Raw genomic sequence first — 21,699 nt, forward strand, 5'->3', positions numbered from 1 at the left:
GCTCCTGCCCGTCATCTGGCCCCCTTCGTCCGTCCCGTCGCCCCTGCGTCAGCCCCGCTCGGGCAGCCCGCCCTGCCGGATCACCCCGGCGTACCACCGTGCGCTGTCCTTGGGCACCCGGCGCTGCGTGGCGTAATCGACGTGGACCAGCCCGAAACGCTTGGAGTAGCCCCAAGCCCACTCGAAATTATCCAGCAGCGACCAGGTGAAGTAGCCGCGAAGCGGTACCCCGTCGGCGATGGCGTCGTGGCAGGCTCGCAGGTGCGCGTCGAGGTAGGCGATGCGCCCCAGGTCTTGGACCGTGCCATTGTCGTCAGGGGTCTCGTCGTAGCCCGCGCCGTTCTCGGTGATGTACAGCGCGACGGACGGGTACTCGCGGTGCAGCCTGGTCAGCACCTCGTAGAGGCCGCGCTCGTCGATCTCCCAGCCCATCCCGGTGACCGGGCGGCCCGCCGGGACGAACCGGACGTGGTCGCTGCCGGGCCAGGGGGAGTGCGTCGAGAACGGTGACGACGCGGTCTGCGCCGCCTCGCCGGGGGTGCCGGCGACGGTGTGCCGCGAGTAGTAGTTGATGCCGAGCTGGTCGATCGGCTGGTTGATGATGGTGAGATCCGCGTCCGACGGCGTGAACCCGAGGCGGGCCGTGTCGGCGAGCACGTCCTCGGGGTAGCGGCCGAGCAGCAGCGGGTCGAGGAACAGCCGGTTCTGCAGCCCGTCGACGCGGCGCGCCGCGTCCCGGTCGGCGGGGTCGTCCGACGCCGGGGAGACGGCGTACAGGTTGACGGCCACGCCGAACGAGTTGTCCGGGTACCGGGCCCGCATCGCCTCGACGGCGAGGCCGTGGCCCAGCATCAGGTGGTGCGCGGCCAGCAGGGACGCGGACGCGTCCCGGCGTCCGGGCGCGTGGTCCCCGGACGCGTATCCGAGGAACGCCGCGCACCACGGCTCGTTCACCGTCATCCAGTTCCGGACGCGGTCGCCCAGCGCAGCGTGGACGTGCGCGGCGTACTCGGCGAACCGGTGCGCGGTCTCCCGCTCGGGCCAGCCGCCCTTGTCCTCAAGGGGCTGCGGCAGGTCCCAGTGGTAGAGCGTCGGCCACGGCTCGATGCCCGCCTCCAGCAGCTCGTCCACCAGCCGCCGGTAGAAGTCGAGGCCGTCCTGGTTGAAGGTCCCCGCGCCGGACGGCTGCACCCGCGGCCAGGAGATCGAGAACCGGTACGCGGTCAGCCCGAGGTCGGACATCAGGGCGACGTCCTCGGGGAAGCGGTGGTAGTGGTCGACCGCGACGTCGCCGGTCTCGGCGTTGAGGACCTTGCCGGGGGTGCGGCAGAAGGTGTCCCAGATGGACGGTCCGCGCCCGCCCTCCCCGGCCGCGCCCTCGATCTGGTAAGCGGCGGTGGCGGCCCCCCAGCGGAACCCGGTCGGGAAGGGTGCGGCGGGAGCCGCGCTGGTGTCGTCCTGTAGGGAGGTCACGCCTTCACAGCACCTTCCATGATTCCGCCGATGATCTGGCGGCCGAAAATGATGAACACGACGAGGAGCGGCAGGATCGCCACGCTGGTTCCTGCGAACATGAGCGTGTAGTCCTTGAAGTACGCGTTCGCCAGGTTGTTGATGGACAGCTGCACCGTCGGGTTGTCGGGATTGAGGACCGCGAGCGGCCACATGAACTCGTTCCAGGTCTGCATGAACGTGAACAGGCCGAGGACGCCGGCGGCGGGACGCAGCGCGGGGAGCACGACGCGCCAGTAGATGCCGAACGTCGTGCAGCCGTCGACGCGGGCGGCCTCGATCAGCTCGTCCGGGACGGCCTGGTCGGCGTACTGCCGCATCATGAACACGCCGAACCCGGTGACCAGGAACGGGACGATGACGGCCTGCAGATGGTTCTGCCAGCCCAGCTTCACCATGATCATGTAGAGCGGGATGATGCCCATCTGCACCGGGATCATCATCGTCGCGATGATGGTGAGCAGCAGCCCGTTCTTGCCGCGGAAGCGCAGCTTGGCGAACGCGAACCCGGCCAGCGAGGCGAAGAACACGGTGGAGACCGTCACGGCGGCGGAGGCGATGGCGGAGTTCAGCAGGCCCTTGGCGAAGTACGCCTCCGGGTTGTCGAACAGCCGGCCGACGTTGTCGCCGCCGTGCCCGCCGGGCAGCAGCGGCGGCGGGACGTCGGCGACCACGCTGTTGGTGCGGGTCGCGACGATGATCATCCAGTAGATCGGGAAGATCGACAGCGCCAGCGCGGCGAGCAGCGTGACGTAGGTCAGCGGGCTGGCGTTCCACATGCCGCGGAAGCGGCCGGGGCGGGCGGCGGCGTGCTTGGCGTCGCGGCGGCCGCCCGGGCCGGCGAGGAGCGTGGTCACTTGGTGCCTCCGGTGCGCCGCACGGCCAGGAAGTTGATCAGCGAGAACACGATGATCATCACGAACAGCGCCCAGGCGACCGTCGCCCCGTAGCCGTACCGGTCATGGCCGAACGCGTTGTCGTACATGTACATCGTGATCGTCTGGAACTGGTGCATCGGGCCGCCGTCCATCTTGTTCGGCGTGCCGACGCTGAACAGCACGGGCTCGGTGAACAGCTGCAGCCCGCCGATGGTCGAGATGATCACCGTGAAGATGATCGTGGGCCGCAGCAGCGGGACGGTGATCTGCCAGAACTGCCGGATCCGGGACGCGCCGTCGATCGCGGCGGCCTCGTACAGGTCCCTCGGGATCGCCTGCATGGCGGCCAGGTAGATCAGCGCGTTGTAGCCGGTCCAGCGCCAGTCGACCATCATCGCGATGGCGGCCCAGGACCAGCCGCGGCTGCTGGACCACTGGATCGGGTCGATGCCGATCAGCCCGATCGCCCAGTTGACCATGCCCCAGTCCTTGTCGAACATCTGGGTGAACACGATCGCGACGGCGGCGGTCGAGGTGACCAGCGGGGCGACCATCCCGATCCGGAACAGGGTCGGCAGCCGCATCCGCCGGTTCAGCGCGTTGGCGACCAGCAGGGCGATCAGCAGCTGCGGGACGGTCGAGAAGGCGAAGATCCCGAGAGTGTTGACCGTGGCGTGCCAGAAGTCGGCGTCGGTCAGCAGGTAGTCGTAGTTGTCGAGCCCGACGAACTTGCGCGTCCCCGACGCCAGCTCCCAGTCGTGCAGGGAGACCCACAGGGTGTAGACGAGCGGGAAGGCGCCGAAGATCAGGAAGACGAGGTAGAACGGCGAGATGAAGGCATAGGGCGCGCCCTTCACATCGAGCCGGGCGAGCCGGGACCGCCAGGTGCGGCGCGGGCCCGGCGGGACCCGCGGCGGCGTGGGCGGCGGGGGGCCGTTCCGGCTGGGGCGCAGATCGGTGGTCACGTCGTGCGCCTCCTTTCCGAGGACGGGCCGCTCCGAGGACGGGACGGAGCGGGAGATGGGAACGGCGGCGGCGCCGGCGGGGAGGTAGCGGCGCGGCGCCGCCGCCGTGGTCTACAAGGCGCCGGGGGTCACCTGGCGGCCTTCTTGGCCTCGTCGACGGACTTGGACCACGCGTCGGCCGGCTTCTGCTTGCCCTGGCCGACGGAGATCAGGACGTTCTCCACCGCGGAACGCACGTCCTCGTTCTTCGGCCCGAGGTAGACCGGCTTCACCTGGGCGACCAGGTCGCCGAAGATCTTGCCGACCGGGGCGCCGCTGAAGTACTCGCTCTTCGCGCCGGCGACCGCGGGGTCCTGCGCGGCCTGCGGCGACGACGGGAAGGTGTTCGCGGCCTTGTACGCGGCGACCTGCCCCTCCGGGGAGGTCAGGAACTTGGCCAGCTCGGCGGCGGCCTTCGCGTGCTTGGTCTGCTTCGGCACGGCCAGCCACGACCCGCCCCAGTAGCCCGAGCCGCCCGGCGTGCTCGCCACGTCCCACTTGCCCTTGCCCGCGTCACCCGAGAACTCCTCGATGCCCCCGAGCATCCAGGACGGACACGGCACGGTCGCGAACGTGTCGCGCTTGAGGGCGGTCTGCCACGGCGGCGTGAAGATCGACATGTCGGCGGTGAGCTTGTTCTCGGCGAACTTCAGCGACGTGTCGAACGCCTGCTTGACGGCCGGGTTGCTGTCGAAGACCAGGTTGTTGCTCTTGTCGAAGAAGCTGTAGCCGGGCCCCGCGCCGGCGTTCTGCAGGACGGTGGCGCGGAAGACGGCGGTGGGGCCGTCCAGCCACTTGCTGCCGGGGGCCTTCTGCTGGAACTTCTGCCCCGTCGCGAGGAACTGGTCCCACGTCGGCCAGAGCTTGCCGACCTCCTCGCGGTCGGTGGGCAGGCCCGCCTTCTTGAAGAGGTCCTTGCGGTAGCACATGGCGAGGGGGCCGACGTCGGTGCCGAGGCCGACGAGCTGCTTGCCGTCCGGTGTGACGCCCATCTGCCACTTCCACGGCAGGAAGTTCTTCTCCAGGGACTTGCCCCCGTAGTCGAACAGGTTGAGGAACTTCGAGCTCTGCTGCATGTAGAGGGGGAGGATGCCCTCCTCCAGCATGACGACGTCGCCCGCGCCGCTGCCGGTGGCCATCCACTGCTGGATGCGCGGCTTGTACTCGTCCAGGTTCGAGACCTTGCGCTGCTTGATCTTGACGTTGGGGTGGGACTGCTCGTACTGCTTGTAGAGCCCCTGGTCGTACCCCACCTCGCCGAAGACGTCGACGGTGAGCTCGACGGGCCCGCTCTCCGAGCCGCCCCCGTCCTTGTCGTCCCCGCCGCAGGCGACGGCGAGGCCGCCGACGAGCACGGCGGCCAGCGCCGTACTCAGTCCGCGCCGCATGATGGCCCTCATCGCGGACCCCTCTCAGGTTGTGTTGTGCCGGTGTGTGGGAGCGCTCCCACGAAGGAAAGACCGTGACCGGGCTCACTGTCAATGCGCCGAAACCCAACCGTTACAAGAACCTGTCTCCGAGGGCAGCCCGGTCAGCGCCCGCCCGACAGCCGGTCAGCCCCGGGTCAGCCCTCCTTGACGGGCGACAGCCGGGCCGCCGCCGGAGCGGGCGCCGTCGACCGCCGGACGACGAGTTCCGGCCGGTAGAGCAGCTCCGTGCGGGGCGCGCGGGCACCGCGGATCTCGTCCAGGACGGTGCTCACCGCGGCCATCGACATGTCCCGCACCGACTGCCGGACCGTGGTGAGCGGCGGGTCGAGGTAGGCGGTCAGGAGCGAGTCGTCCATCCCGGTGACCGACACGTCACCGGGCACCCGGAGGCCGCGCGCCCGCGCCGCCCGGATCGCGCCGAGCGCCATGATGTCGTTGCCGCCGCAGATCGCCGTGCAGCCCGCGTCGAGCAGCTTCGCCGCCGCCGCCTGGCCGCCCTCGACCGTGTACATGGTGTTGGCGATCAGCCCGTCGACCTCGTCCGGCGCCAGGTCGGTATGGGCGGCCATCCCGCGCCGGAACCCCTCGGTCTTGCGCCGCGTCGGCACGTACACGTCCTGGCCGATCGCCAGCCCGATCCGCCGGTGGCCCATTGCGGCCAGATGCGCGACCGCCGCCTCCAGCGACGCCACGTCGTCATTGGAGATGAACGGCGCGTCGATGTCGGGCCGGTAGCCGTTCACCAGGACGATCGGGAGCGCCTGCTCCAGCAGCCGCGCGTAGCGGGCCCGGTCGGAGTTGGCGTTGGCGTGCAGGCCGTTGACGAAGATGATCCCGGCGACGCCGCGCTCCAGCAGCATCTCGATGTAGTCGTCCTCGGCGACGCCGCCCGGCGCCTGCGAGCACAGCACCGCCATGTAGCCGTGCCGGGCCAGCGCGCTCTCGATCACCTCGGCGAACGCCGGGAAGATCGGGTTGGTCAGCTCCGGGATGATCAGCCCGATCAGCCCGGCCCGCTGCTGGCGCAGCCGGGCCGGCCGCTCGTACCCGAGCACGTCCAGGGCGGTCAGCACCGCCTGGCGCGTGCTCGGGGACACCCCCGGCTTGCCGTTGAGCACGCGGCTCACGGTCGCCTCGCTCACCCCGGCATGAGCCGCGATGTCCGCCAGGCGCGTCGTCATGGGTTTCAAGTTATCTCTCCTCGACGTCCCACCACAGTGCGGTGTCCGGGGGTAGTTCCGCGTGCTCGTTCTCCAGGTGGACCGGTCCGCTCGCGAGGAGCGGGGTTCCGCGCACGGGGACGCGCGCCGGGCGGCCGGACATGTTCACGGCGCACGCGAGGCGCCCGTCCCCGCCGGTCTCCCGGACGAAGACCAGTGTGCCGGTCGGGCCGTCCAGCCAGCGCAGGCCGCCGTCGCCGAGCGCGGGGTGCTCGTGGCGGAGGCGCAGCGCCTCGTGGTACAGGGCCAGCATGGAGTCCGGGTCCTCGCGCTGCGCGGCGACGGTCAGGTCGCGCCACGCGGTGGGGATCGGGAGCCAGGACGCGGTGCCGCCGAAGCCGAACGGCGGCTCCTCGCCCTCCCACGGCAGCGGGACGCGGCAGCCGTCGCGGCCCGCGTCCTCGCCGCGCAGCCGCTGCGGGTCCTGCTGGAACTCCGCCGGCAGGTCGAGGACCTCCGGCAGGCCCAGCTCCTCGCCCTGGTAGACGTAGGCCGAGCCGGGCAGCGCGAGCGTCAGCAGCGCCGCCGCGCGGGCGCGCCGCAGCCCCCGCTCGCCGCCGCCGTACCGGGTGACGTGCCGTTTCACGTCGTGGTTGGACAGCACCCAGGTCGCGGGCGCGCCGACCGCGCCGGCGGCGTCCAGGGACTCCTCGATCACCTTCCGCATCCCGGACGCCTCCCAGGGCGCGGTCAGGTAGTGGAAGTTGAACGCCTGGTGCAGCTCGTCCGGGCGGGTGTAGTCGGCGAGCCGCTCGTGCGTGGGCGCCCACGCCTCGGCGACGGCGATCCGCTCCCCGCCGTAGGAGTCGAGCAGGCGCCGCCACTCGCGGTGGATGTCGTGGACGGGGTCCTGGTCGAAGTACGGCAGGACGGCCGTGCCGAGCATCTCCACCTGGTCGGCGTGGCCGACGTCGGGAAGCCCCGGCGCCTTGGCCATGCCGTGCGCGACGTCCACGCGGAAGCCGTCGGCGCCGAGGTCGAGCCAGAACTTCAGGATGTCCGCGAACTCGGCGCGGACCTCGGGGTTCTCCCAGTCCAGGTCCGGCTGCTCGGGCGCGAACAGGTGCAGGTACCACTGGCCGTCCGGGAGCCGCGTCCAGGCGGGGCCGCCGAACACCGACTCCCAGTCGTTGGGGGGCCGGGCGCCGTCCGGGCCCCGCCCGTCCCGGAAGAGGTAGCGGGCGCGTTCGGGGGAGCCGGGGGACGCGGCGAGCGCGGCCTGGAACCAGGCGTGCCGGTCGGACGTGTGGTTCGGCACGACGTCCACGATGATCCGCAGGCCGTGCGCGTGCGCGTCGGCGATCAGGCCGCGGGCGTCGGCGAGGGTGCCGAACAGCGGGTCGACGTCGCGGTAGTCCGCCACGTCGTAGCCGAAGTCGGCCATGGGGGAGACGTAGAACGGGGTCAGCCACAGCGCGTCCACGCCGAGCCCGGCCAGGTAGGGCAGGCGCGACCGGACGCCCGGCAGGTCGCCGACGCCGTCCCCGCCGGAGTCGGCGAAGCTGCGCACGTACACCTGGTAGATGACGGCGTCGCGCCACCAGCGGGTGCCCTCGCCCTGGTCGGGGACAGGGACGATCAGGGTGTCCTGGGTCATGAACATCCTTCTAGTCGGGAGCCGTCAGGAGCTACTTGACGCCGCCGGCGGTCAGCCCGGCGACGATCCGGCGCTGGAAGACCAGCACGAGGGCGATGAGCGGGACGGTCACGACCACCCCGGCCGCCATCTGGGTGCCGAACGGCTGGTCGAACCCGGAGACGCCGGTGAACTTGGAGATCGCGACCGTGGCGGTCTGCATCTCCTTCTTGTTGACCATGGACAGCGCGATGAGGAACTCGTTCCACGCGGCGATGAAGGTGAGGATCGCCGTGGTGAACACCCCGGGCGCCGCCAGCGGGACGATGATCTTGCGGAACGCCTGGCCGCGGGTGCAGCCGTCCACCATCGCCGCCTGCTCCAGCTCGAACGGCAGCTGCCGGAAGAACGCCGTGAGCAGCCATACCGACAGCGGCAGCGCGAACCCGAGGCTGGGCAGCACCATCGCCTGGTAGGTGTTGATCCACTTGATGTCGGTGAACAGCTTCAGCAAGGGGACGAGCTGGGAGATTCCCGGGAACATCGAGGTCGCGACGATGAGCCCGAGCACCGCGTTCTTGAACCGGAACTGGAGCCTGGCCAGCGCGTACGCGGTGAACGTGCCGATCAGCAGCGTCAGCACGGTGGTGGTCCCCGCCACGATCACGCTGTTCAGCAGGGCGCGGCCGAACCCGTTGTCGCCGGAGAACACCGCGGAGAAGTTCTCCCACGACCACCGGGACGGGACGATCGAGTTGTCGAACTGGTCCTGCGGGCGGCGGAACGCCGAGATCGCCATCCAGTAGAACGGCGCCAGGCAGTACACCGCCACCGCCGCGAACCCGAGGTAGGACAGCAGCCGCTTCGCCTGGGGCATCAGGCCCTCCTCCTGCGCTCGCGCCTGCCGTGCTGGCGGGCCTCGCCGATGATGTCGGCGCCGAGCAGCTTCACGAACAGGTACGCGATCAGCGCGATGTACAGGAACAGGACGGTCGCGTACGCCGCCGCCGACCCGTACCGCAGGTTGGACGCCTCGAACCAGGCGATCATCGTCAGCGTCTCCACCGACTTCTGGTTGACGCCGATCAGCACCGCGGGCAGGTCGAACATGCGCAGCACGTCCAGCATCCGGAACAGCACGGCGACCAGCAGCGCGGGCCTGACCAGCGGCAGCGTGATCCGCCAGAACTGCTGGACGGGGCCGGCGCCGTCCACCCGGGCCGCCTCGTAGACGTCGCGGGGGATCATCTGCAGGCCGGCGAGGACGAGCAGCCCGATGAACGGGGACGTCTTCCACACCTCGGCGATGACGACGGCCATCTTGGCGGGGAACCCGTCGGCGGTCCACAGGATCTCCTGGCGGAGCAGGGCGTTCGCGGCGCCGTCCGCCTGGAAGATCCACCGCCACAGCAGGCCGGAGATCGCGGTCGGGATCGCCCACGGGACGAGGATGCTGGCCCGCACGATCGACCGCCCGCGGAACGCCTGATGCATGATCAGCGCCATCGCGACGCCGATCACCGTCTCCAGCACGACGGTGGTGAGCGTGAAGAACGTGGTGTTGGAGAACGCGTTCCAGAACGCGTCGGCGCGGTCGCCCTGGAAGATCGCGGTGTAGTTGTCGAGGCCGGCGAAACGGTCGCCCTCCACGACGAAGCCGTCGGCGTCCAGGCCCTCGCCCCGCGCGTACAGCGACTCGCGGAACCCGGCGAGCACCGGGTAGCCGATGACCAGCGCGAGGACGAGCAGCGTCGGGGACAGCAGCAGCGCCGCGAGCCGCTTCGTCCCCTGCACGTCGCGCCCCCGCTTCCGGGGCGGGCCCGCCGCGGGGGTGCCCGCGGCGGACGCGCGCTCGGTGGCCGTCATCCCGCTCACTGCGCGGTCAGCGGCTGGAGCTTGCCCTGCAGGTCGGTCAGGGCTTGGTCGACCGGCTTCTTGCCGGTCACCGCGTCGTACATCTCGCCCTGGATGGCGGCGGTCACGTCGCCGTACTTCACCGTGACCGGACGCGGCTTGGCGCTCGCGATGGCCGCCTTGAGGACGGGCAGGTACGGGAACTTCTTCACCATCTCCGGGTCGTCGTAGAGCGCGGCGATCGTCGGGGCCTTCGAGGTCGCGAGCAGGTTGGCGCGCTGCGACTGCTCGCCGGCCAGGTACTTGATGAAGTCGAGGGAGGTGGCCTTGTTCTTGGCGAACGCGGACACGGCGAGGTTGTGGCCGCCGAGGTTGGCGACGCCGGGGCCGGCCGGGCCGGGCAGCGGCGCGACCGCGAACTTGCCCGCCACCTTGGACGAGCCGTCATCGGAGTTCGCGAGGGCGTACTGGTAGGGCCACTGCCGCTGGAAGAGCAGCTTGCCGGACTGGAAGTAGCGGCGCCCGCCTTCGGTGTCGAGGGTGACGGCCTCCTTCGGCATGTGCTCCTTCTTGGCGTTCACGAGGAACTCGATGCCCGCCTTGGCCTGCGGGGTGTTCAGCGCCGGCTTGCCGTCCTCGCCGATGATCGACCCGCCGGCGCTCTCGATCGCCTCGACCGCGCTGATCGTCATGCTCTCGGTCTTGTTGACCTCGGTGAAGTAGCAGTCGACGTCCTCGCCCTCGGGCAGCTTCCTGACCTTCTCGCAGTCGGCCCACATCTCGTCGTAGGTCTTCGGCGGGTCGGCGATCCCGGCCTTCTCCAGCAGGTCCTTGCGGTAGTAGAGCATCCCGGCGTCGGACGCGGACGGCACCGCGTACAGCTTGTCCCGGTACTGCCCGGTGGTGATCGTCGCGGGCAGCATCTTCGACAGGTCGATCTGGTCCTTGGGCAGCTGCGCGAGCCACCGGTTCGCGGCGAACTCCGCCGTCCACACCACGTCGAGGCTGAGCACCGAGTACGCGTCGGACTTGGTCGTGGCGTTCTGGATCATCTGCTGGCGCTGGTCGTTCGGCTCGTCCGGCAGCTCGATGATGCGGACCTGCTCCTTCGGGTGCTCGGAGTTCCAGCCGTCGACCTGCTTCTGCAGGTAGCCCGAGCGGTCCTTGCCCGTCACGAAGGTGATCGGCCCGCGGCCCTCCAGAGCCGCGCCGGTGCCGCCCTTCGAGCCGCCGCCGTCATCGCCGCCGCAGGCGGAGAGCGAGAGCGCGAGGGCGGCGCAAACCACAGCGCTTGCCAGCGGAGTGCCGCCGATCAGGGGGATGCGCCGCATGTGTCCTCCTTCGCGGGACGTGCCTGCTCCGGCCGTCGTCCCGCAGGTCAAGAGTTGGGGGTGGCTGGACCGGGACGTTAGCAACGCGTTGCAGACCCGTAAACCTCTTGCAGAAACTTTCAGCAAGTCTGTGGCTGATCTGTAACCATTTACAGCGACCGGACAATCGGGTCGACATGTCCGGAGGCCCTGCGCCAGGCTTCCCCCGTGACCACTCCCGACCATGACGCGGCGCTCGGCCTCGTCCGCGACCACACGATCCTGTCGGTCGTGACCGGGTCGCGAGCCTACGGGCTGGCGACGGACGCGAGCGACGTCGACCGGCGCGGCGTCTACGCCGCCCCGGCGCCCCTGTTCTGGCGTTTCACCAAGCCGCCCACGCATCTGGACGGCCCGCTGCCCGAGCAGTTCTCCTGGGAGCTGGAGCGCTTCTGCGAGCTGGCGCTGGCCGCGAACCCGACCGTCCTGGAGTGCCTCTGGTCGCCGCTCGTCGAGAAGGTCACCCCGGTCGGCGAGGAGCTGCTCGCGGTCCGGGGGGCGTTCCTGTCCCGGCACGCGCACCGCACGTTCCTCCGCTACGCCGAGGCCCAGTTCCGCAAGCTGGAAGGCGACTTGCGCAACGGCGGTGTGCCGCGCTGGAAGCACGTCATGCACATGCTGCGGCTGCTGGAGAGCGGCGTGCACCTCGTCCGGCACGGGGAGCCGCGGGTGGACGTCGGCGACCTGCGCGACCGGCTCCTCGCCGTCCGCCGCGGCGAGGTCGGCTGGGACGACGTCGACGCGTGGCGCGCCTCCCTCACCGCCGACCTCGGCGAGGCCGCGGCCCGCAGCCCGCTGCCGCCCGAACCCGACCGCGCCGCGGTCGAGGAACTGCTGATCTCCGTCCGACGCAGGAGCGTGACCTGGTGAACCTCCCCGAAGGCATGATCGACCGCTTCGGCGCCGACCACCCGTACCCGCGCGCGTTCGTGACGGTCAGCGGCGCGCACCTGTACGGCTTCCCGTCCGCGGACTCCGACGTCGACCTGCGCGGCGTCCACCTGCTGCCGCTGGAGGAGATCGTCGGCCTGGAGACCGGGGACGAGACCGTCACGATGATGTGGGACCACGCGGGCGTGGAGGCCGACGCCGTCACCCATGACCTCGCCAAGTTCTGCACCCTCCTCCTGCGGCGCAACGGATACGTGCTGGAGCAGGTCATGTCCCCGCTCGTCGTGGCGACCTCGCCCGTGCACGACGAGCTGAAGGCCCTCGTCCCGGGGCTGATCACCTCCAACCACGCGCACCACTACCTCGGGTTCGCGCGGTCGCAGTGGAAGCTGTTCGAGAAGTCCGGCGAGCTGAAGCCGCTGCTGTACACGTTCCGGGTGCTGCTGACCGGCATTCACCTGATGCGGACGGGCGAGGTCGAGGCCGACCTGACGCGGCTCGCCGGTCCGTCCTACCTGCTCGGCCTGATCGAGGCGAAGCGGGCCGCCGAGCACGGCGCGCTGCCGGACGACGCGCCGGACACGTCCCTCCTCCAGGACGACGTCGCCGCGCTCACCGCCCGGCTGGAGGACGAACGCGACCGCAGCGACCTGCCGGAATTCCCGTCCGGGCACCGCGCCCTCCACGACTTGGTGGTTCGTACGCGCCTACGCTGAACCCTGCGGTGCCTCCCCTGCGTGCCACCGGTTATACGGACCGTTTTGGGACGCAACCACCTGGTGCGGTCGCCACGTACCACGGGTGATTGCGTAGCCGAGGAAGGGGAGCGATGCACGACCAGGGCATCGACCAGAAGGACATCGCGGAGGCGGACCTCCGGACCAGGCGCGGCGTGTTCCGCGCCGTCGCGTTCCGGGACCCGGTCGACGGGCACGAGCACATGGCGCTGGTGCGGGGCGAGGTGCGGGGGCACGCGGACGTGCTCGTCCGGATGCACTCCGAATGCATGACGGGCGACATCTTCGCCGCGACGCGCTGCGAGTGCGGGGACCAGCTCGGCGCCGGCCTGGACGCGATCGCCGGTGAGGGCACCGGCGTCCTGGTCTACCTGCGCGGGCACGAGGGGCGTGGGATCGGCCTGGTGGCGAAGGTCCGGACCCACATCCTGCAGGACGACCAGGGCCTCGACACCGTCGACTCGGCCACGGCCATCGGGCTGCCGGTGGACGTCCGCGACTACGGTCCGGCGGCCCGGATCCTGCGGCATCTCGGTGTCCGGTCGGTGCGGCTGATGTCGAACAACCCGGTCAAGGTCAGCGCGCTGGAGTCCTACGGCGTCGAGGTCGCGGCGCGGGTGCCGCTGCTCGTCCCCGTCAGCGACGACAACGTCCGCTACCTGACCGCCAAGCGGGACCGCCTCGGCCACGACCTGCCGCAGCTCGACGGCGCCCTGGACGGCGCGCTGGACGGCGCGCTCGCCGAGGCGCCCGTCAGCGAGGTGCGCGGATGACGCGGCCGATGACGCTGACGCGTCCCCTCCCGGCGGTGCGGCTGCCGGCGGCGCCGCGCGGGCCCCGGCTGACCCGCGGGCCCGAGCTGGCCATCGCGGTCGCGGTCCAGTTCGCGCTGGTCGCGCTGCTTCGCCCCGGCCATGCGGGCCTGGCCGTGGGCGTCGCGTACGCGCTGGCGTCATGGGCGGTCCTCGGCCGGGCGTTCCGCCGGCGGCGGGCGCTCGGCCCGGCCGATCATGTGACGCTGGCCAGGGTCGTCCTCACCGGGGGTGTCGCGGCGCTGGTCGCGGGGCATCTCACCGGTGTCGGGCACACGGGGCTGCTCGTCGCGGTCGCGTCGGCGGCGCTCGTCCTGGACGGGGTGGACGGGCAGGTCGCCCGCCGCACCGGGACGACGTCCACGCTCGGCGCGCGGTTCGACATGGAGACCGACGCCTTCCTCGTGCTGGTGCTCAGCGTCGAGGTCGCGTGGTCGGCGGGGGCGTGGGTGCTGGCGATCGGGGCGATGCGGTACGCGTTCGGCGCGGCGGCGTGGGCGGCGCCGTGGCTGCGCGCCGACCTGCGGCCGAGCATCGCGCGCAAGGCCGTCGCGGTGGTGCAGGGCGTGGTGCTGGTCGTCGCGGCGTCGGGGCTCGTCCCGCTTGCGGGCCTGCTCGTGGCGGCGGCGCTGGCGCTGCTGGTGTGGTCGTTCGGACGGGACGTGCTGTGGCTGTTCCAGCGGCGCGCGGACCGTTCGGACACTCGGGGGAGGAGCACGGATGGAGCGCGACGCGCGCGCCTTCTGGATCCCGTCGCCCGGTAAGGGGGAGATCCGCGACCTCGTCCTGCCGGAGCCGGGGCCGGGGGAGGTGCTCGTCCGGACGCTGTTCTCGGGCGTGAGCCGCGGCACCGAGGCGATCGTGTTCCGCGGCGGCGTCCCGCCGAACCAGCACGCGATCATGCGGGCGCCGTTCCAGGACGGGACGTTCCCGGGCCCGGTCAAGTACGGCTACCTGAACGTCGGCGAGGTCGAGCACGGGCCGCCCGAGCTGCTCGGGCGCACGGTGTTCTGCCTCTACCCGCACCAGACCCGGTACGTGGTCCCGGCGGGCGCGGTCAGCGTCGTCCCGGACGACGTGCCCCCGTCGCGCGCCATCCTGGCCGGGACGGTCGAGACCGCCGTGAACGCGCTGTGGGACGCGGCGCCGCTGGTCGGCGACCGGATCGCCGTGGTCGGCGCGGGCATGGTCGGCTGCTCGGTCGCCGGCGTCCTCGCAGGGTTCCCGGGGAGCCGCGTCCAGCTGGTCGACACCGACCCGTCCCGGGCGGGCGCCGCGCGGGCGCTCGGCGTCGAGTTCGCCCATCCCGACCAGGCCGAGGGCGGCTGCGACCTGGTGATCCACGCGAGCGCGACCGAGGCGGGGCTGGCCCGGTCGCTGGAGCTGCTCGCGCCGGAGGGGGAGGTCGTCGAGCTGAGCTGGTACGGCGACCGGCGCGTGAACGTGCCGCTCGGCGAGTTCTTCCACTCGCGGCGGCTGACCGTCCGGGCGAGCCAGGTCGGGGCCGTCCCGCCGGCCCGCCGGTCGAGCCGGAGCTTCGCCGACCGGCTGGCGCTGGCGCTGCGGCTGCTCGCGGACCCGGCCTTCGACACGCTGATCACGGGGGAGAGCCCGTTCGCGGAGCTGCCGCGGGTCATGCCGCGGCTCACGTCCGGTGAACTCCCCGCCCTCTGCCACCGAATCGTCCACTGATCGTCCACCGAGGAGGACGCCGTTGTTCGCCATCACCGTCCGCGACCACGTCATGATCGCGCACAGCTTCCGCGGCGAGGTCTTCGGACCCGCGCAGCGGCTGCACGGCGCCACGTACGTGGTGGACGCGACGTTCCGCCGGGCCGATCTCGACCCGGACGGGCTCGTCGTCGACATCGGGCTCGCCACCGGCGAGCTGGGCGAGGTCCTGGGCGGGCTGAACTACCGCAACCTGGACGACGAGCCCGACTTCGCCGGCGTCAACACCTCGACGGAGTTCCTCGCCAAGGTCATCGCCGACCGGCTCGCCGACCACGTCCATGCGGGCGCGCTGGGCGAGCACGCGCGCGGCCTGTCGGGCATCCAGGTGACGCTGCACGAGTCGCACGTCGCCTGGGCCAGTTACGAGCGCGACCTATGACCGTGCATCAGGCGGACGCGGGCAACGCGGCGCCGGCCGCCGGGGCGCGGGAGATCTGCGTGGTCGTCCCCGGCGACATCGACGACACCGGCGTGCCGAGCGGCGGCAACCGGTACGACCGGCGGCTGTGCGACGAGCTCGCGGCGGCAGGACGTCCCGTCCGGGAGGTCGCGGCGCCGGGTTCGTGGCCGCGCCCGGACGCCGACGCCCGGTCGGCGCTGGCCCGCTCGCTCGCCGAGCTGCCCGACGGCTCCGTCGTCCTGCTGGACGGGCTGGTGGCGTGCGGCGTGCCGGACATCGTGGTCCCGGAGGCGGCGCGGCTGCGGCTCGCCGTCCTCGTCCACCTCCCGCTGGCGGACGAGCCCGGGCAGGCCGACCTCAACGCGGGCGAACGCCGGGTCCTGGAAGCGGCCGGGGCGGTCATCGCGACCAGCCCGTGGGCGAAGGACCACCTCATCGCGCACCACGGCCTCGAACCGCCCCGCGTCCACGCCGTCACGCCCGGCACCGACCCGGCGCCGCTCGCGTCCGGCACCGACGGGGCGACCCGCCTGCTGTGCGTGGCGTCGGTGACCCCGCGCAAGGGGCACGACGTCCTCGTCGAGGCGCTGTCCACCGTCGCGCACCTGCCCTGGCACTGCGAATGCGCCGGGCCGGTCCGCCGCGACTCCGACTACGTGACGCACCTGCGCCGCCAGATCGCCCGGCATCGCCTCGGCGAGCGCGTCGTCCTGGCCGGGCCGCTGACCGGCAGGCCGCTGGACGACGCCTACGCCGCCGCCGACCTGGTCGTCCTCGCGTCCCGCGCGGAGACGTTCGGGATGGTGGTGACGGAGGCCCTCGCGCGCGGCGTCCCCGTCCTCGCGACGTCGGTGGACGGCGTCCCGGACACGCTCGGCTGGGACCCGACCGGCGCCGTCCCCGGCATGCTCGTCCCGCCCGAGGACCCCGTCGCGCTGGCCACGGCCCTGCGCCGCTGGCTCGTCGAACCCGAGCTGCGCGGCCGGCTCCGCGCCGCCGCCCGGCTGCGCCGCGGCATGCTGCCCGGCTGGGAGGACACCGCCCGCCGCATGGCCACCGTCCTGTCCCGACTGCGCAGGGAGGCGCGATGACCGCATATGCGCCGTCGTGGCTGGCGCTCCGCGAGAGCGCCGACGCGGCCGCACGCGCCGCGGAACTGCTCGACCCGCTCCGGGCCGCGCTCCCGCGGGACGAGCCGCTCGTCATCTGGGACCTCGGCTGCGGCACCGGCTCGCTGGGGCGCTGGCTGTCGGGGCGGCTGCACGGGCCGCAGCACTGGATCCTGCACGACAAGGACGCCGACCTGCTCGACCGGGCCGCCGCCGGCGCCTATGTCACCGCCGACGGGCTGCCCGCGACGGTCGAGACGCGCGCGGGCGACCTCGGTTCGCTGCGCGCGTCCGACCTGGTGGGCGCGTCGCTGGTCACCGCGTCGGCGCTGCTGGACGTGCTGACCGCCGCCGAGATCGAGTCGATCGCCGCCGCGACCGCCTGCCCCGCGCTGCTCACCCTGTCCGTCGTCGGACGCGTCCGGCTCTCCCCGGCCGAGCCGCTCGACGCCGAGTTCGCCGCCGCCTTCGACGCCCACCAGCGCCGCGGCGGCCTCCTCGGACCGGACGCCGTCACCGCGGCGACCGAGGCGTTCGGCCGCCGCGGCGCCTCCGTCCTGACGCGGCCGAGCCCGTGGCGGCTCGGCCCCGGGCAGGCCGCGCTGACCGCCGAATGGCTGCGCGGCTGGGTCGCCGCCGCCACCGAACAGGAACCGGCCCTGGCCCCGTTCGCCGACGACTACCTGGGCCGCCGCCTCGCCGACTGCGCCGAAGGACGGCTCACCGTCGAGGTCCACCACGTCGACCTGCTCGCCCTCCCCGGGAGTTCATCGTGATGCCCAACGCCGTGAAGAAGTCCTGGCCCTGGCTGCGCCTGCTGGCCGGGCTGGGCATCCTCGCCGGGCTCCTGTGGTGGCACAGCACGGACGCGTTCGTGGACGCGCTCCGCGCCATCGACCCGGGCTCGGTCGCGCTGGCCCTCGCCATCGGCCTGCTGACCACCGTGCTGAGCGCGGCCCGCTGGCGGCTGGTCGCGCGCCGCGTCGGCCTGCACCTTCCCCTGGCGGGTGCCGTCACGGACTACTACCGGGCCCAGTTCCTCAACGCGGTCCTGCCCGCGGGGATCCTCGGGGACGTCCACCGCGCGGTGAGCCACGGACATCGGTCCGGTGACGTCGCCCGCGGGGTGCGGGCAGTGTTCCTCGAACGGATCGCGGGTCAGAGCGTCGCCATCGTGGCGGGCATCGCCGCGCTCTTGGCGCACCCTGGCCTGCTGTCGGCGATGGCTCCCGCGTTGGTCCCGGCCGGGATCGTCCTGGGCGTCGTGCTGGTCCTGGCCCGCTGGCGCCATCGGGCGCTGGCGGCCACGTTCGCCGACACGCGCGCCGTCCTCACCGCCTGGCCCGGCATCGTGGGCCTGTCCGTGGCGGCGCTGGCCGGGCACCTGGCCCTGTTCGTCGTCGCGGCCCGCCTGGTCGGCTCGACGGCCCCGCTGCTCACGCTGCTGCCGCTGCTCCTGCTGGCGCTGCTGGTGATGGTGCTGCCGGTGAACATCGGCGGCTGGGGGCCGCGCGAGGCCGTCCTGGCGCTGGCGTTCGGCGCGGCCGGGCTCGGCTCAGCGCAGGGCCTGACCGTCTCCGTCGTGTACGGGGTGCTGAGCTTCGTCGCGTGCCTGCCCGGCGCCGCCACCCTGCTGCTGAAGCACCGCGAGGACGTCCCCGAACGCCGCGACCAGGCTCCGCAGCGCGTCCCCGCCCTTGTCGGCGCGGGCCAGTGACGGGCGCCCGATGACCCCCGACTGGGTGTAGGCCGCCATCCCCGCCGTGAGCAGATGCCGCCGGTCATCGGCCAGATGATCGGCGGTCTCGTACCCATCGCGGACGAGTTCCGGGTGGGCGTGCAGGAGGATCGACGTCTCCAGTTCCCCGGCGTGCATGTCGCCGTCGTTGGACGTCTCGACTCCGGCCGCCCGCCGCGCCGCCTCCCACTCGCCGAACTGCGGGAACAGCGCCATGTCTCCGTGCGCCTCCTGGACGACGTTGCCCAGCACGTAGTTGCCCCCATGCCCGCTGACCAGCACGAGCTTCGGCACCCCCGCCCTGCGCAGCGACTCGGCGACGTCCCTGACCACCGCGTGCAGGGTCGCCGCCGAGATGCTCACCGTCCCGGGCCAGCCGGCGTGCTCATGCGAGCACGAGATCGTCACGGGCGGGAGCGTCCGCACCGGGTACGCCTTCGCGAGCTCCGCCGCGATCGTGCAGGCGATCACCGTGTCCGTCGCCAGCGGCAGGAAGGGGCCGTGCTGCTCGTGGCTCCCCACCGGCAGGACGGCCACCGGGACGTCCGGAACCTCGGTACTCGTCTCGTTCGGCAGCATGCCCACCAGCCTGCCGTACCCGGCCCGCGACCGAAACCAGCGCCATCGCACCTGCCAGTAGGAGGGCGGCGACGATCCCGTCCGTCCAGTAGTGGTTGGCCGTCACGACCACCACGAACACCGTGACCGGCGCGTGCAGGGCGACGACCCAGCGCCACCGGCTCCGCGACACCCGCACGACCGCCACCGCGACCAGGATCGCCCACCCGATGTGCAGCGACGGCATCGCCGCGTACTGGTTGGCGATCCCGTCGGCCGCCGCCGGATACGCCGACGGCCCCACGGTCAGCATCGTGTCCACGGCCCCGACGCCCGACAGCCGCGGCGGCGCCAGCGGGAACACCATGTGCACCAGCAGCCCGGCCGCCGTCAGCACCACCAGTTCGTTCCGCACCCTCGTGTAGGCGCCGCGGTGCCGCACATAAAGCCAGATCAGCAGCAGCGCCGTCCCCGGGAAATGGACGCTCACGTAGTAGAGGTTCGCCAGGAAGGCCGTGTGGTCCCACCCGAGCGCCCAATGCTGGAAACCGACCTCACTCGGCAGCCACTCCCGCTCGAACCCCCACAGCCAATGGGCGTTCTGCAGCGCCTCGCCCGGCCCGTGCTCGATGAGCGTGCGGCCCCACTTGTAGAAGGCGAACAGGACCGCCAGCAGCCCCATCTCGGTGACCAGGGGCCGCACCCTGCCCCGCATCACCCTGCTCACTGCCACGCTCGCCATCGTGCCCTCCCCGTGCCGCGTCCTCGTCCAATCACAACCCTCGCGTCCGACACTTCTCGGGGCACTGGGTCCACCCACCCGGTCGCCGGAGGGAAAGCCCCGCAAGGAGGGTGGAGTTAACCCCACCCCTCCCGTAGATTCCGTGAATGATCACCGGCGAATGGCTCAACCCGCCCCCGTCCGCGGCCCCCGACGGCGCCGGGCTCCTCGTCACCGCGGCGAAGGGCAGCGACTTCTGGCGGACGACGTCCTACGGCTACGACCGCGACAGCGGCCACGCCCTGCTGTCCCCGTTCGGCCCCGAGGCCGCCGTCGAGGTGTCCTTCGTCGCCGACTACGACCACCAGTTCGACCAGGCCGGCCTCCTCGTCCGCCTGGACGAGACCACATGGATCAAGGCGGGCGCCGAATACTGCGACGGCGCCCTGCAACTGGGCGCCGTGGTGACCAACGAAGTCTCCGACTGGTCCTCGGCCCCCGTCCCGTGGACGGGCCGCGAAGTGACCCTCCGGGCCAGCCGCTCGGGCGACGCGGTGACGATCCGAGCCCGAGCCGGCGACGACCCTTGGCAGATGATCCGCCTGGCGCCCTTCCCCTCGGACGTCCCCGCGACCGCCGGCCCGTACTGCTGCGCCCCCGAACGCGACGGCCTCACCGTCCGCTTCACCCGCGTGATCCAGGGCCCACCCGACGCGACCCTCCACCCATAGAGCCCGTCCTGAAGTGGTCGACCAGCCGGGCGTAGCTGTCGTCCCCGTGGCCCTGCTCAACGGCGCGCTCGACGATCGAGAGCGTGTATTCGGGCAGTCCGGCGTCGATGCCCCGGTCCCGGCTCTCGCCGACGAGGTCTTGCGCCGACGGCAGGTGATGGCGAAGCGCCCCGTACGGCGTCGCGTACCGGCCCTGGTCGACCTCCGCGGCGATGGACGGCAGGAACGCGGAAAGAGCCGCGAGCGGCGCGTCGGCATGGTCGAGGAACCGCTCCATCGCGACGCCCTCGTCCGACAGGGCCGCGGCGGCGTGCAGGAACCCGTTGAGCAGGCCCCACATCGTCCCGTGGACGGCCATGCCGTACAGGACGGCCACACCCGGGTCGTCGGACACCAAGGGCGAGTGGCCGCTGAGAAGCCCCAGCACCTCCCCGTGGCGCTCATGGACGCCGGCCGCGCCGCCATAGAAGATCGTCGCGTCCGGATGCCCGATGCCCGGCGCGATGGTCATGATCTGCCCGTGCAGATACTCCGCCCCGGCCTGGGCGACCGCCTCCGCCACCGCCCTGACCTCGCCGGACGTCCCATCGCTGAGGTTGACGACGGCACGTCCCGCAATCGCGTCGCCCGCCTGCTCGAGAACCTCGCGGACGGCCGCGCCGCCCTTCACGTTCACCACCACGACCTCCGCCGGGCCGACGGCTTCACCGGCCGTGGCACCGCGACCGGCGCCCTTGGCGACGAGCGCCTCGGCCTTGCCGGGCGTCCGGTTCCATACGGTGGTGGGATGCCCACCGTCCAGGAAGGCGCCCGCCAGCGCGGTTCCCATCTCGCCGAGACCGAGTACCGCCACACTCGGCCGCGCGTCAGAGTTGGCTGAAGTCATCACGAAAAGATCCTCACTGAACGTCCTGCAGATCGGACGCTCACGCTAAGACCTCAACGAAACTTGAGGTCAACCTGCGACGATTGCCGTTTTTGGGTAGTTCCAGCGCCTCCCCTTGACGCTCTCCGTGCGACGCTCGGTGGGGGGGCGCACCGACTGCCTGGGGGGCCGATGAAAGCGCTGCTGAACTCGCTCAACGAGCCCGAGAAGGCTCTCGTCCGGGAAACCGAGAGCGCCGAGCTCTCCGCCATGGCGGAGGACGGCCTGGTGGATCTCCACACGCGGATCCGGCGCGCCCGCGACAAGTACAGCAAGCTGTACCGGCGCACCGCGAGCGCGAGGGTCGAGAAGCACGGCGGGCGCGGGAAGGCCCGACCGAAGAACGCCCGCGACGTCCAGAAGGCGGAGGTCTTCGAGGACGCCCTCGCCCGTGTGAGCTGGTACTTGGCGCGGGCCGCACGGCGCAGCGCGTCCGAGCTGAAGGCCGAGCGCATCGCCGCCGCCAACCCGTCCCGCAAGTCCCCGCCCCGATCCGGAG

Annotated in this window: 21 protein-coding genes and 2 pseudogenes; 11 read left to right on the top strand and 12 right to left on the bottom strand. The window is 72.0% G+C overall.

Annotated elements, in window-relative coordinates; all coding sequences use genetic code 11:
- Window positions 1-48: 48 nt before the first annotated feature.
- From E1293_RS27755 to E1293_RS27795, 9 genes are all read right to left on the bottom strand, one after another.
- The gene (locus E1293_RS27755; RefSeq protein WP_132200437.1) at window positions 49-1,473 is read right to left on the bottom strand and encodes a GH1 family beta-glucosidase; all 1,425 of its coding nucleotides are present in this window, start codon (window positions 1,471-1,473) and stop codon (window positions 49-51) included.
- Window positions 1,470-2,291 (bottom strand): carbohydrate ABC transporter permease, encoded by an 822-nt coding sequence (locus E1293_RS27760; protein ID WP_132200453.1) that lies wholly within the window; start codon window positions 2,289-2,291, stop codon window positions 1,470-1,472. The genes E1293_RS27755 and E1293_RS27760 overlap by 4 nt, the downstream gene beginning before the upstream one ends.
- A 74-nt stretch (window positions 2,292-2,365) precedes the next feature.
- Window positions 2,366-3,355 (bottom strand): carbohydrate ABC transporter permease, encoded by a 990-nt coding sequence (locus E1293_RS27765; RefSeq protein ID WP_424923680.1) that lies wholly within the window; start codon window positions 3,353-3,355, stop codon window positions 2,366-2,368.
- A 128-nt stretch (window positions 3,356-3,483) separates the two neighbouring features.
- The gene (locus E1293_RS27770; RefSeq protein WP_243716623.1) at window positions 3,484-4,782 is read right to left on the bottom strand and encodes an ABC transporter substrate-binding protein; all 1,299 of its coding nucleotides are present in this window, start codon (window positions 4,780-4,782) and stop codon (window positions 3,484-3,486) included.
- Window positions 4,783-4,958: 176 nt separating this feature from the next.
- Window positions 4,959-6,005, bottom strand: coding sequence for a LacI family DNA-binding transcriptional regulator (locus E1293_RS27775; RefSeq protein WP_132200439.1), 1,047 nt, complete (start codon window positions 6,003-6,005; stop codon window positions 4,959-4,961).
- 10 nt (window positions 6,006-6,015) lie between these two features.
- Window positions 6,016-7,641, bottom strand: coding sequence for a glycoside hydrolase family 13 protein (locus tag E1293_RS27780; RefSeq protein ID WP_132200440.1), 1,626 nt, complete (start codon window positions 7,639-7,641; stop codon window positions 6,016-6,018).
- 31 nt (window positions 7,642-7,672) lie between these two features.
- Window positions 7,673-8,497 carry a carbohydrate ABC transporter permease gene (locus E1293_RS27785; RefSeq protein ID WP_132200441.1) on the bottom strand — a complete coding sequence of 275 codons (825 nt, stop codon included), beginning with the start codon at window positions 8,495-8,497 and terminating at the stop codon, window positions 7,673-7,675.
- Window positions 8,497-9,486 (bottom strand): carbohydrate ABC transporter permease, encoded by a 990-nt coding sequence (locus tag E1293_RS27790; protein WP_132200442.1) that lies wholly within the window; start codon window positions 9,484-9,486, stop codon window positions 8,497-8,499. The genes E1293_RS27785 and E1293_RS27790 overlap by 1 nt, the downstream gene beginning before the upstream one ends.
- 5 nt (window positions 9,487-9,491) lie before the next feature.
- Window positions 9,492-10,805 carry an ABC transporter substrate-binding protein gene (locus E1293_RS27795; protein ID WP_132200443.1) on the bottom strand — a complete coding sequence of 438 codons (1,314 nt, stop codon included), beginning with the start codon at window positions 10,803-10,805 and terminating at the stop codon, window positions 9,492-9,494.
- Window positions 10,806-11,012: 207 nt separating this feature from the next.
- On the opposite strand from E1293_RS27795, the gene E1293_RS27800 reads away from it, so the two are divergent.
- From E1293_RS27800 to E1293_RS27840, 9 genes and pseudogenes are all read left to right on the top strand, one after another.
- Entirely contained in the window at window positions 11,013-11,714 is a 702-nt protein-coding gene (locus tag E1293_RS27800; protein WP_132200444.1) for a nucleotidyltransferase domain-containing protein, read from the top strand.
- Window positions 11,711-12,451 carry a nucleotidyltransferase domain-containing protein gene (locus E1293_RS27805; RefSeq protein ID WP_243716625.1) on the top strand — a complete coding sequence of 247 codons (741 nt, stop codon included), beginning with the start codon at window positions 11,711-11,713 and terminating at the stop codon, window positions 12,449-12,451. Before E1293_RS27800 ends, E1293_RS27805 begins: the two co-directional genes overlap by 4 nt.
- 113 nt (window positions 12,452-12,564) lie before the next feature.
- Window positions 12,565-13,245 carry a GTP cyclohydrolase II gene (gene ribA / locus E1293_RS27810; RefSeq protein WP_132200445.1) on the top strand — a complete coding sequence of 227 codons (681 nt, stop codon included), beginning with the start codon at window positions 12,565-12,567 and terminating at the stop codon, window positions 13,243-13,245.
- On the top strand, window positions 13,242-14,048 hold the full coding sequence (locus tag E1293_RS27815) for a CDP-alcohol phosphatidyltransferase family protein (protein WP_243716627.1): 807 nt from the start codon (window positions 13,242-13,244) through the stop codon (window positions 14,046-14,048). Before ribA ends, E1293_RS27815 begins: the two co-directional genes overlap by 4 nt.
- Window positions 14,005-14,976 carry a zinc-dependent alcohol dehydrogenase gene (locus tag E1293_RS27820; RefSeq protein WP_132200446.1) on the top strand — a complete coding sequence of 324 codons (972 nt, stop codon included), beginning with the start codon at window positions 14,005-14,007 and terminating at the stop codon, window positions 14,974-14,976. The genes E1293_RS27815 and E1293_RS27820 overlap by 44 nt, the downstream gene beginning before the upstream one ends.
- Window positions 14,977-14,998: 22 nt before the next feature.
- Window positions 14,999-15,397, top strand: a complete 399-nt coding sequence (locus tag E1293_RS27825) for a 6-pyruvoyl trahydropterin synthase family protein (protein ID WP_132200447.1) — start codon at window positions 14,999-15,001, stop codon at window positions 15,395-15,397.
- Window positions 15,394-16,509 carry a glycosyltransferase family 4 protein gene (locus E1293_RS27830; protein WP_132200448.1) on the top strand — a complete coding sequence of 372 codons (1,116 nt, stop codon included), beginning with the start codon at window positions 15,394-15,396 and terminating at the stop codon, window positions 16,507-16,509. Before E1293_RS27825 ends, E1293_RS27830 begins: the two co-directional genes overlap by 4 nt.
- Window positions 16,506-17,303, top strand: a complete 798-nt coding sequence (locus E1293_RS27835; protein ID WP_132200449.1) for an SAM-dependent methyltransferase — start codon at window positions 16,506-16,508, stop codon at window positions 17,301-17,303. Before E1293_RS27830 ends, E1293_RS27835 begins: the two co-directional genes overlap by 4 nt.
- A pseudogene (locus tag E1293_RS27840) lies at window positions 17,303-18,079 on the top strand (lysylphosphatidylglycerol synthase transmembrane domain-containing protein); the annotation flags it as partial. The gene E1293_RS27835 and the pseudogene E1293_RS27840, both read left to right, overlap by 1 nt.
- Window positions 18,080-18,082: 3 nt before the next feature.
- Here the strand turns inward: E1293_RS27840 and E1293_RS49650 are convergent.
- Together E1293_RS49650 and E1293_RS49655 are read right to left on the bottom strand one after the other, a co-directional pair.
- Window positions 18,083-18,844 (bottom strand): creatininase family protein, encoded by a 762-nt coding sequence (locus E1293_RS49650; protein WP_165978420.1) that lies wholly within the window; start codon window positions 18,842-18,844, stop codon window positions 18,083-18,085.
- A gap of 52 nt (window positions 18,845-18,896) precedes the next feature.
- Window positions 18,897-19,565: pseudogene (locus E1293_RS49655) on the bottom strand (phosphatase PAP2 family protein); the annotation flags it as partial.
- A gap of 146 nt (window positions 19,566-19,711) precedes the next feature.
- Between E1293_RS49655 and E1293_RS27855 the strand changes: the two are divergent.
- The gene (locus E1293_RS27855; RefSeq protein ID WP_132200450.1) at window positions 19,712-20,275 is read left to right on the top strand and encodes a DUF1349 domain-containing protein; all 564 of its coding nucleotides are present in this window, start codon (window positions 19,712-19,714) and stop codon (window positions 20,273-20,275) included.
- On the opposite strand, the gene E1293_RS27860 is transcribed toward E1293_RS27855, so the two are convergent.
- Window positions 20,229-21,161: an NAD(P)-dependent oxidoreductase gene (locus E1293_RS27860; RefSeq protein ID WP_132200451.1), complete on the bottom strand. Its 933-nt coding sequence runs from the start codon at window positions 21,159-21,161 to the stop codon at window positions 20,229-20,231. The genes E1293_RS27855 and E1293_RS27860 overlap by 47 nt on opposite strands.
- Window positions 21,162-21,332: 171 nt before the next feature.
- On the opposite strand from E1293_RS27860, the gene E1293_RS27865 reads away from it, so the two are divergent.
- Window positions 21,333-21,699, top strand: a 367-nt coding sequence (locus E1293_RS27865; protein ID WP_132200452.1) for a hypothetical protein, incomplete at its 3' end; no start/stop codon positions are given.

This window comes from Actinomadura darangshiensis (genome assembly GCF_004349235.1).
In the GTDB taxonomy this organism is placed as follows: Bacteria; Actinomycetota; Actinomycetes; order Streptosporangiales; family Streptosporangiaceae; genus Spirillospora; species Spirillospora darangshiensis.

Excerpts from the sequence above, each read along its gene's own strand:
- E1293_RS27855 (WP_132200450.1), top strand. The coding sequence starts at position 19,712 with ATGATCACCGGCGAATGGCTCAACCCGCCCCCGTCCGCGGCCCCCGAC.
- E1293_RS27795 (WP_132200443.1), bottom strand. The coding sequence starts at position 10,805 with ATGCGGCGCATCCCCCTGATCGGCGGCACTCCGCTGGCAAGCGCTGTG.
- ribA (WP_132200445.1), top strand. The coding sequence starts at position 12,565 with ATGCACGACCAGGGCATCGACCAGAAGGACATCGCGGAGGCGGACCTC.
- E1293_RS49650 (WP_165978420.1), bottom strand. The coding sequence starts at position 18,844 with ATGCTGCCGAACGAGACGAGTACCGAGGTTCCGGACGTCCCGGTGGCC.
- E1293_RS27835 (WP_132200449.1), top strand. The coding sequence starts at position 16,506 with ATGACCGCATATGCGCCGTCGTGGCTGGCGCTCCGCGAGAGCGCCGAC.
- E1293_RS27760 (WP_132200453.1), bottom strand. The coding sequence starts at position 2,291 with ATGTGGAACGCCAGCCCGCTGACCTACGTCACGCTGCTCGCCGCGCTG.
- E1293_RS27770 (WP_243716623.1), bottom strand. The coding sequence starts at position 4,782 with ATGCGGCGCGGACTGAGTACGGCGCTGGCCGCCGTGCTCGTCGGCGGC.
- E1293_RS27775 (WP_132200439.1), bottom strand. The coding sequence starts at position 6,005 with ATGACGACGCGCCTGGCGGACATCGCGGCTCATGCCGGGGTGAGCGAG.
- E1293_RS27815 (WP_243716627.1), top strand. The coding sequence starts at position 13,242 with ATGACGCGGCCGATGACGCTGACGCGTCCCCTCCCGGCGGTGCGGCTG.
- E1293_RS27830 (WP_132200448.1), top strand. The coding sequence starts at position 15,394 with ATGACCGTGCATCAGGCGGACGCGGGCAACGCGGCGCCGGCCGCCGGG.
- E1293_RS27785 (WP_132200441.1), bottom strand. The coding sequence starts at position 8,497 with ATGCCCCAGGCGAAGCGGCTGCTGTCCTACCTCGGGTTCGCGGCGGTG.
- E1293_RS27780 (WP_132200440.1), bottom strand. The coding sequence starts at position 7,641 with ATGACCCAGGACACCCTGATCGTCCCTGTCCCCGACCAGGGCGAGGGC.
- E1293_RS27820 (WP_132200446.1), top strand. The coding sequence starts at position 14,005 with ATGGAGCGCGACGCGCGCGCCTTCTGGATCCCGTCGCCCGGTAAGGGG.
- E1293_RS27790 (WP_132200442.1), bottom strand. The coding sequence starts at position 9,486 with ATGACGGCCACCGAGCGCGCGTCCGCCGCGGGCACCCCCGCGGCGGGC.
- E1293_RS27860 (WP_132200451.1), bottom strand. The coding sequence starts at position 21,161 with ATGACTTCAGCCAACTCTGACGCGCGGCCGAGTGTGGCGGTACTCGGT.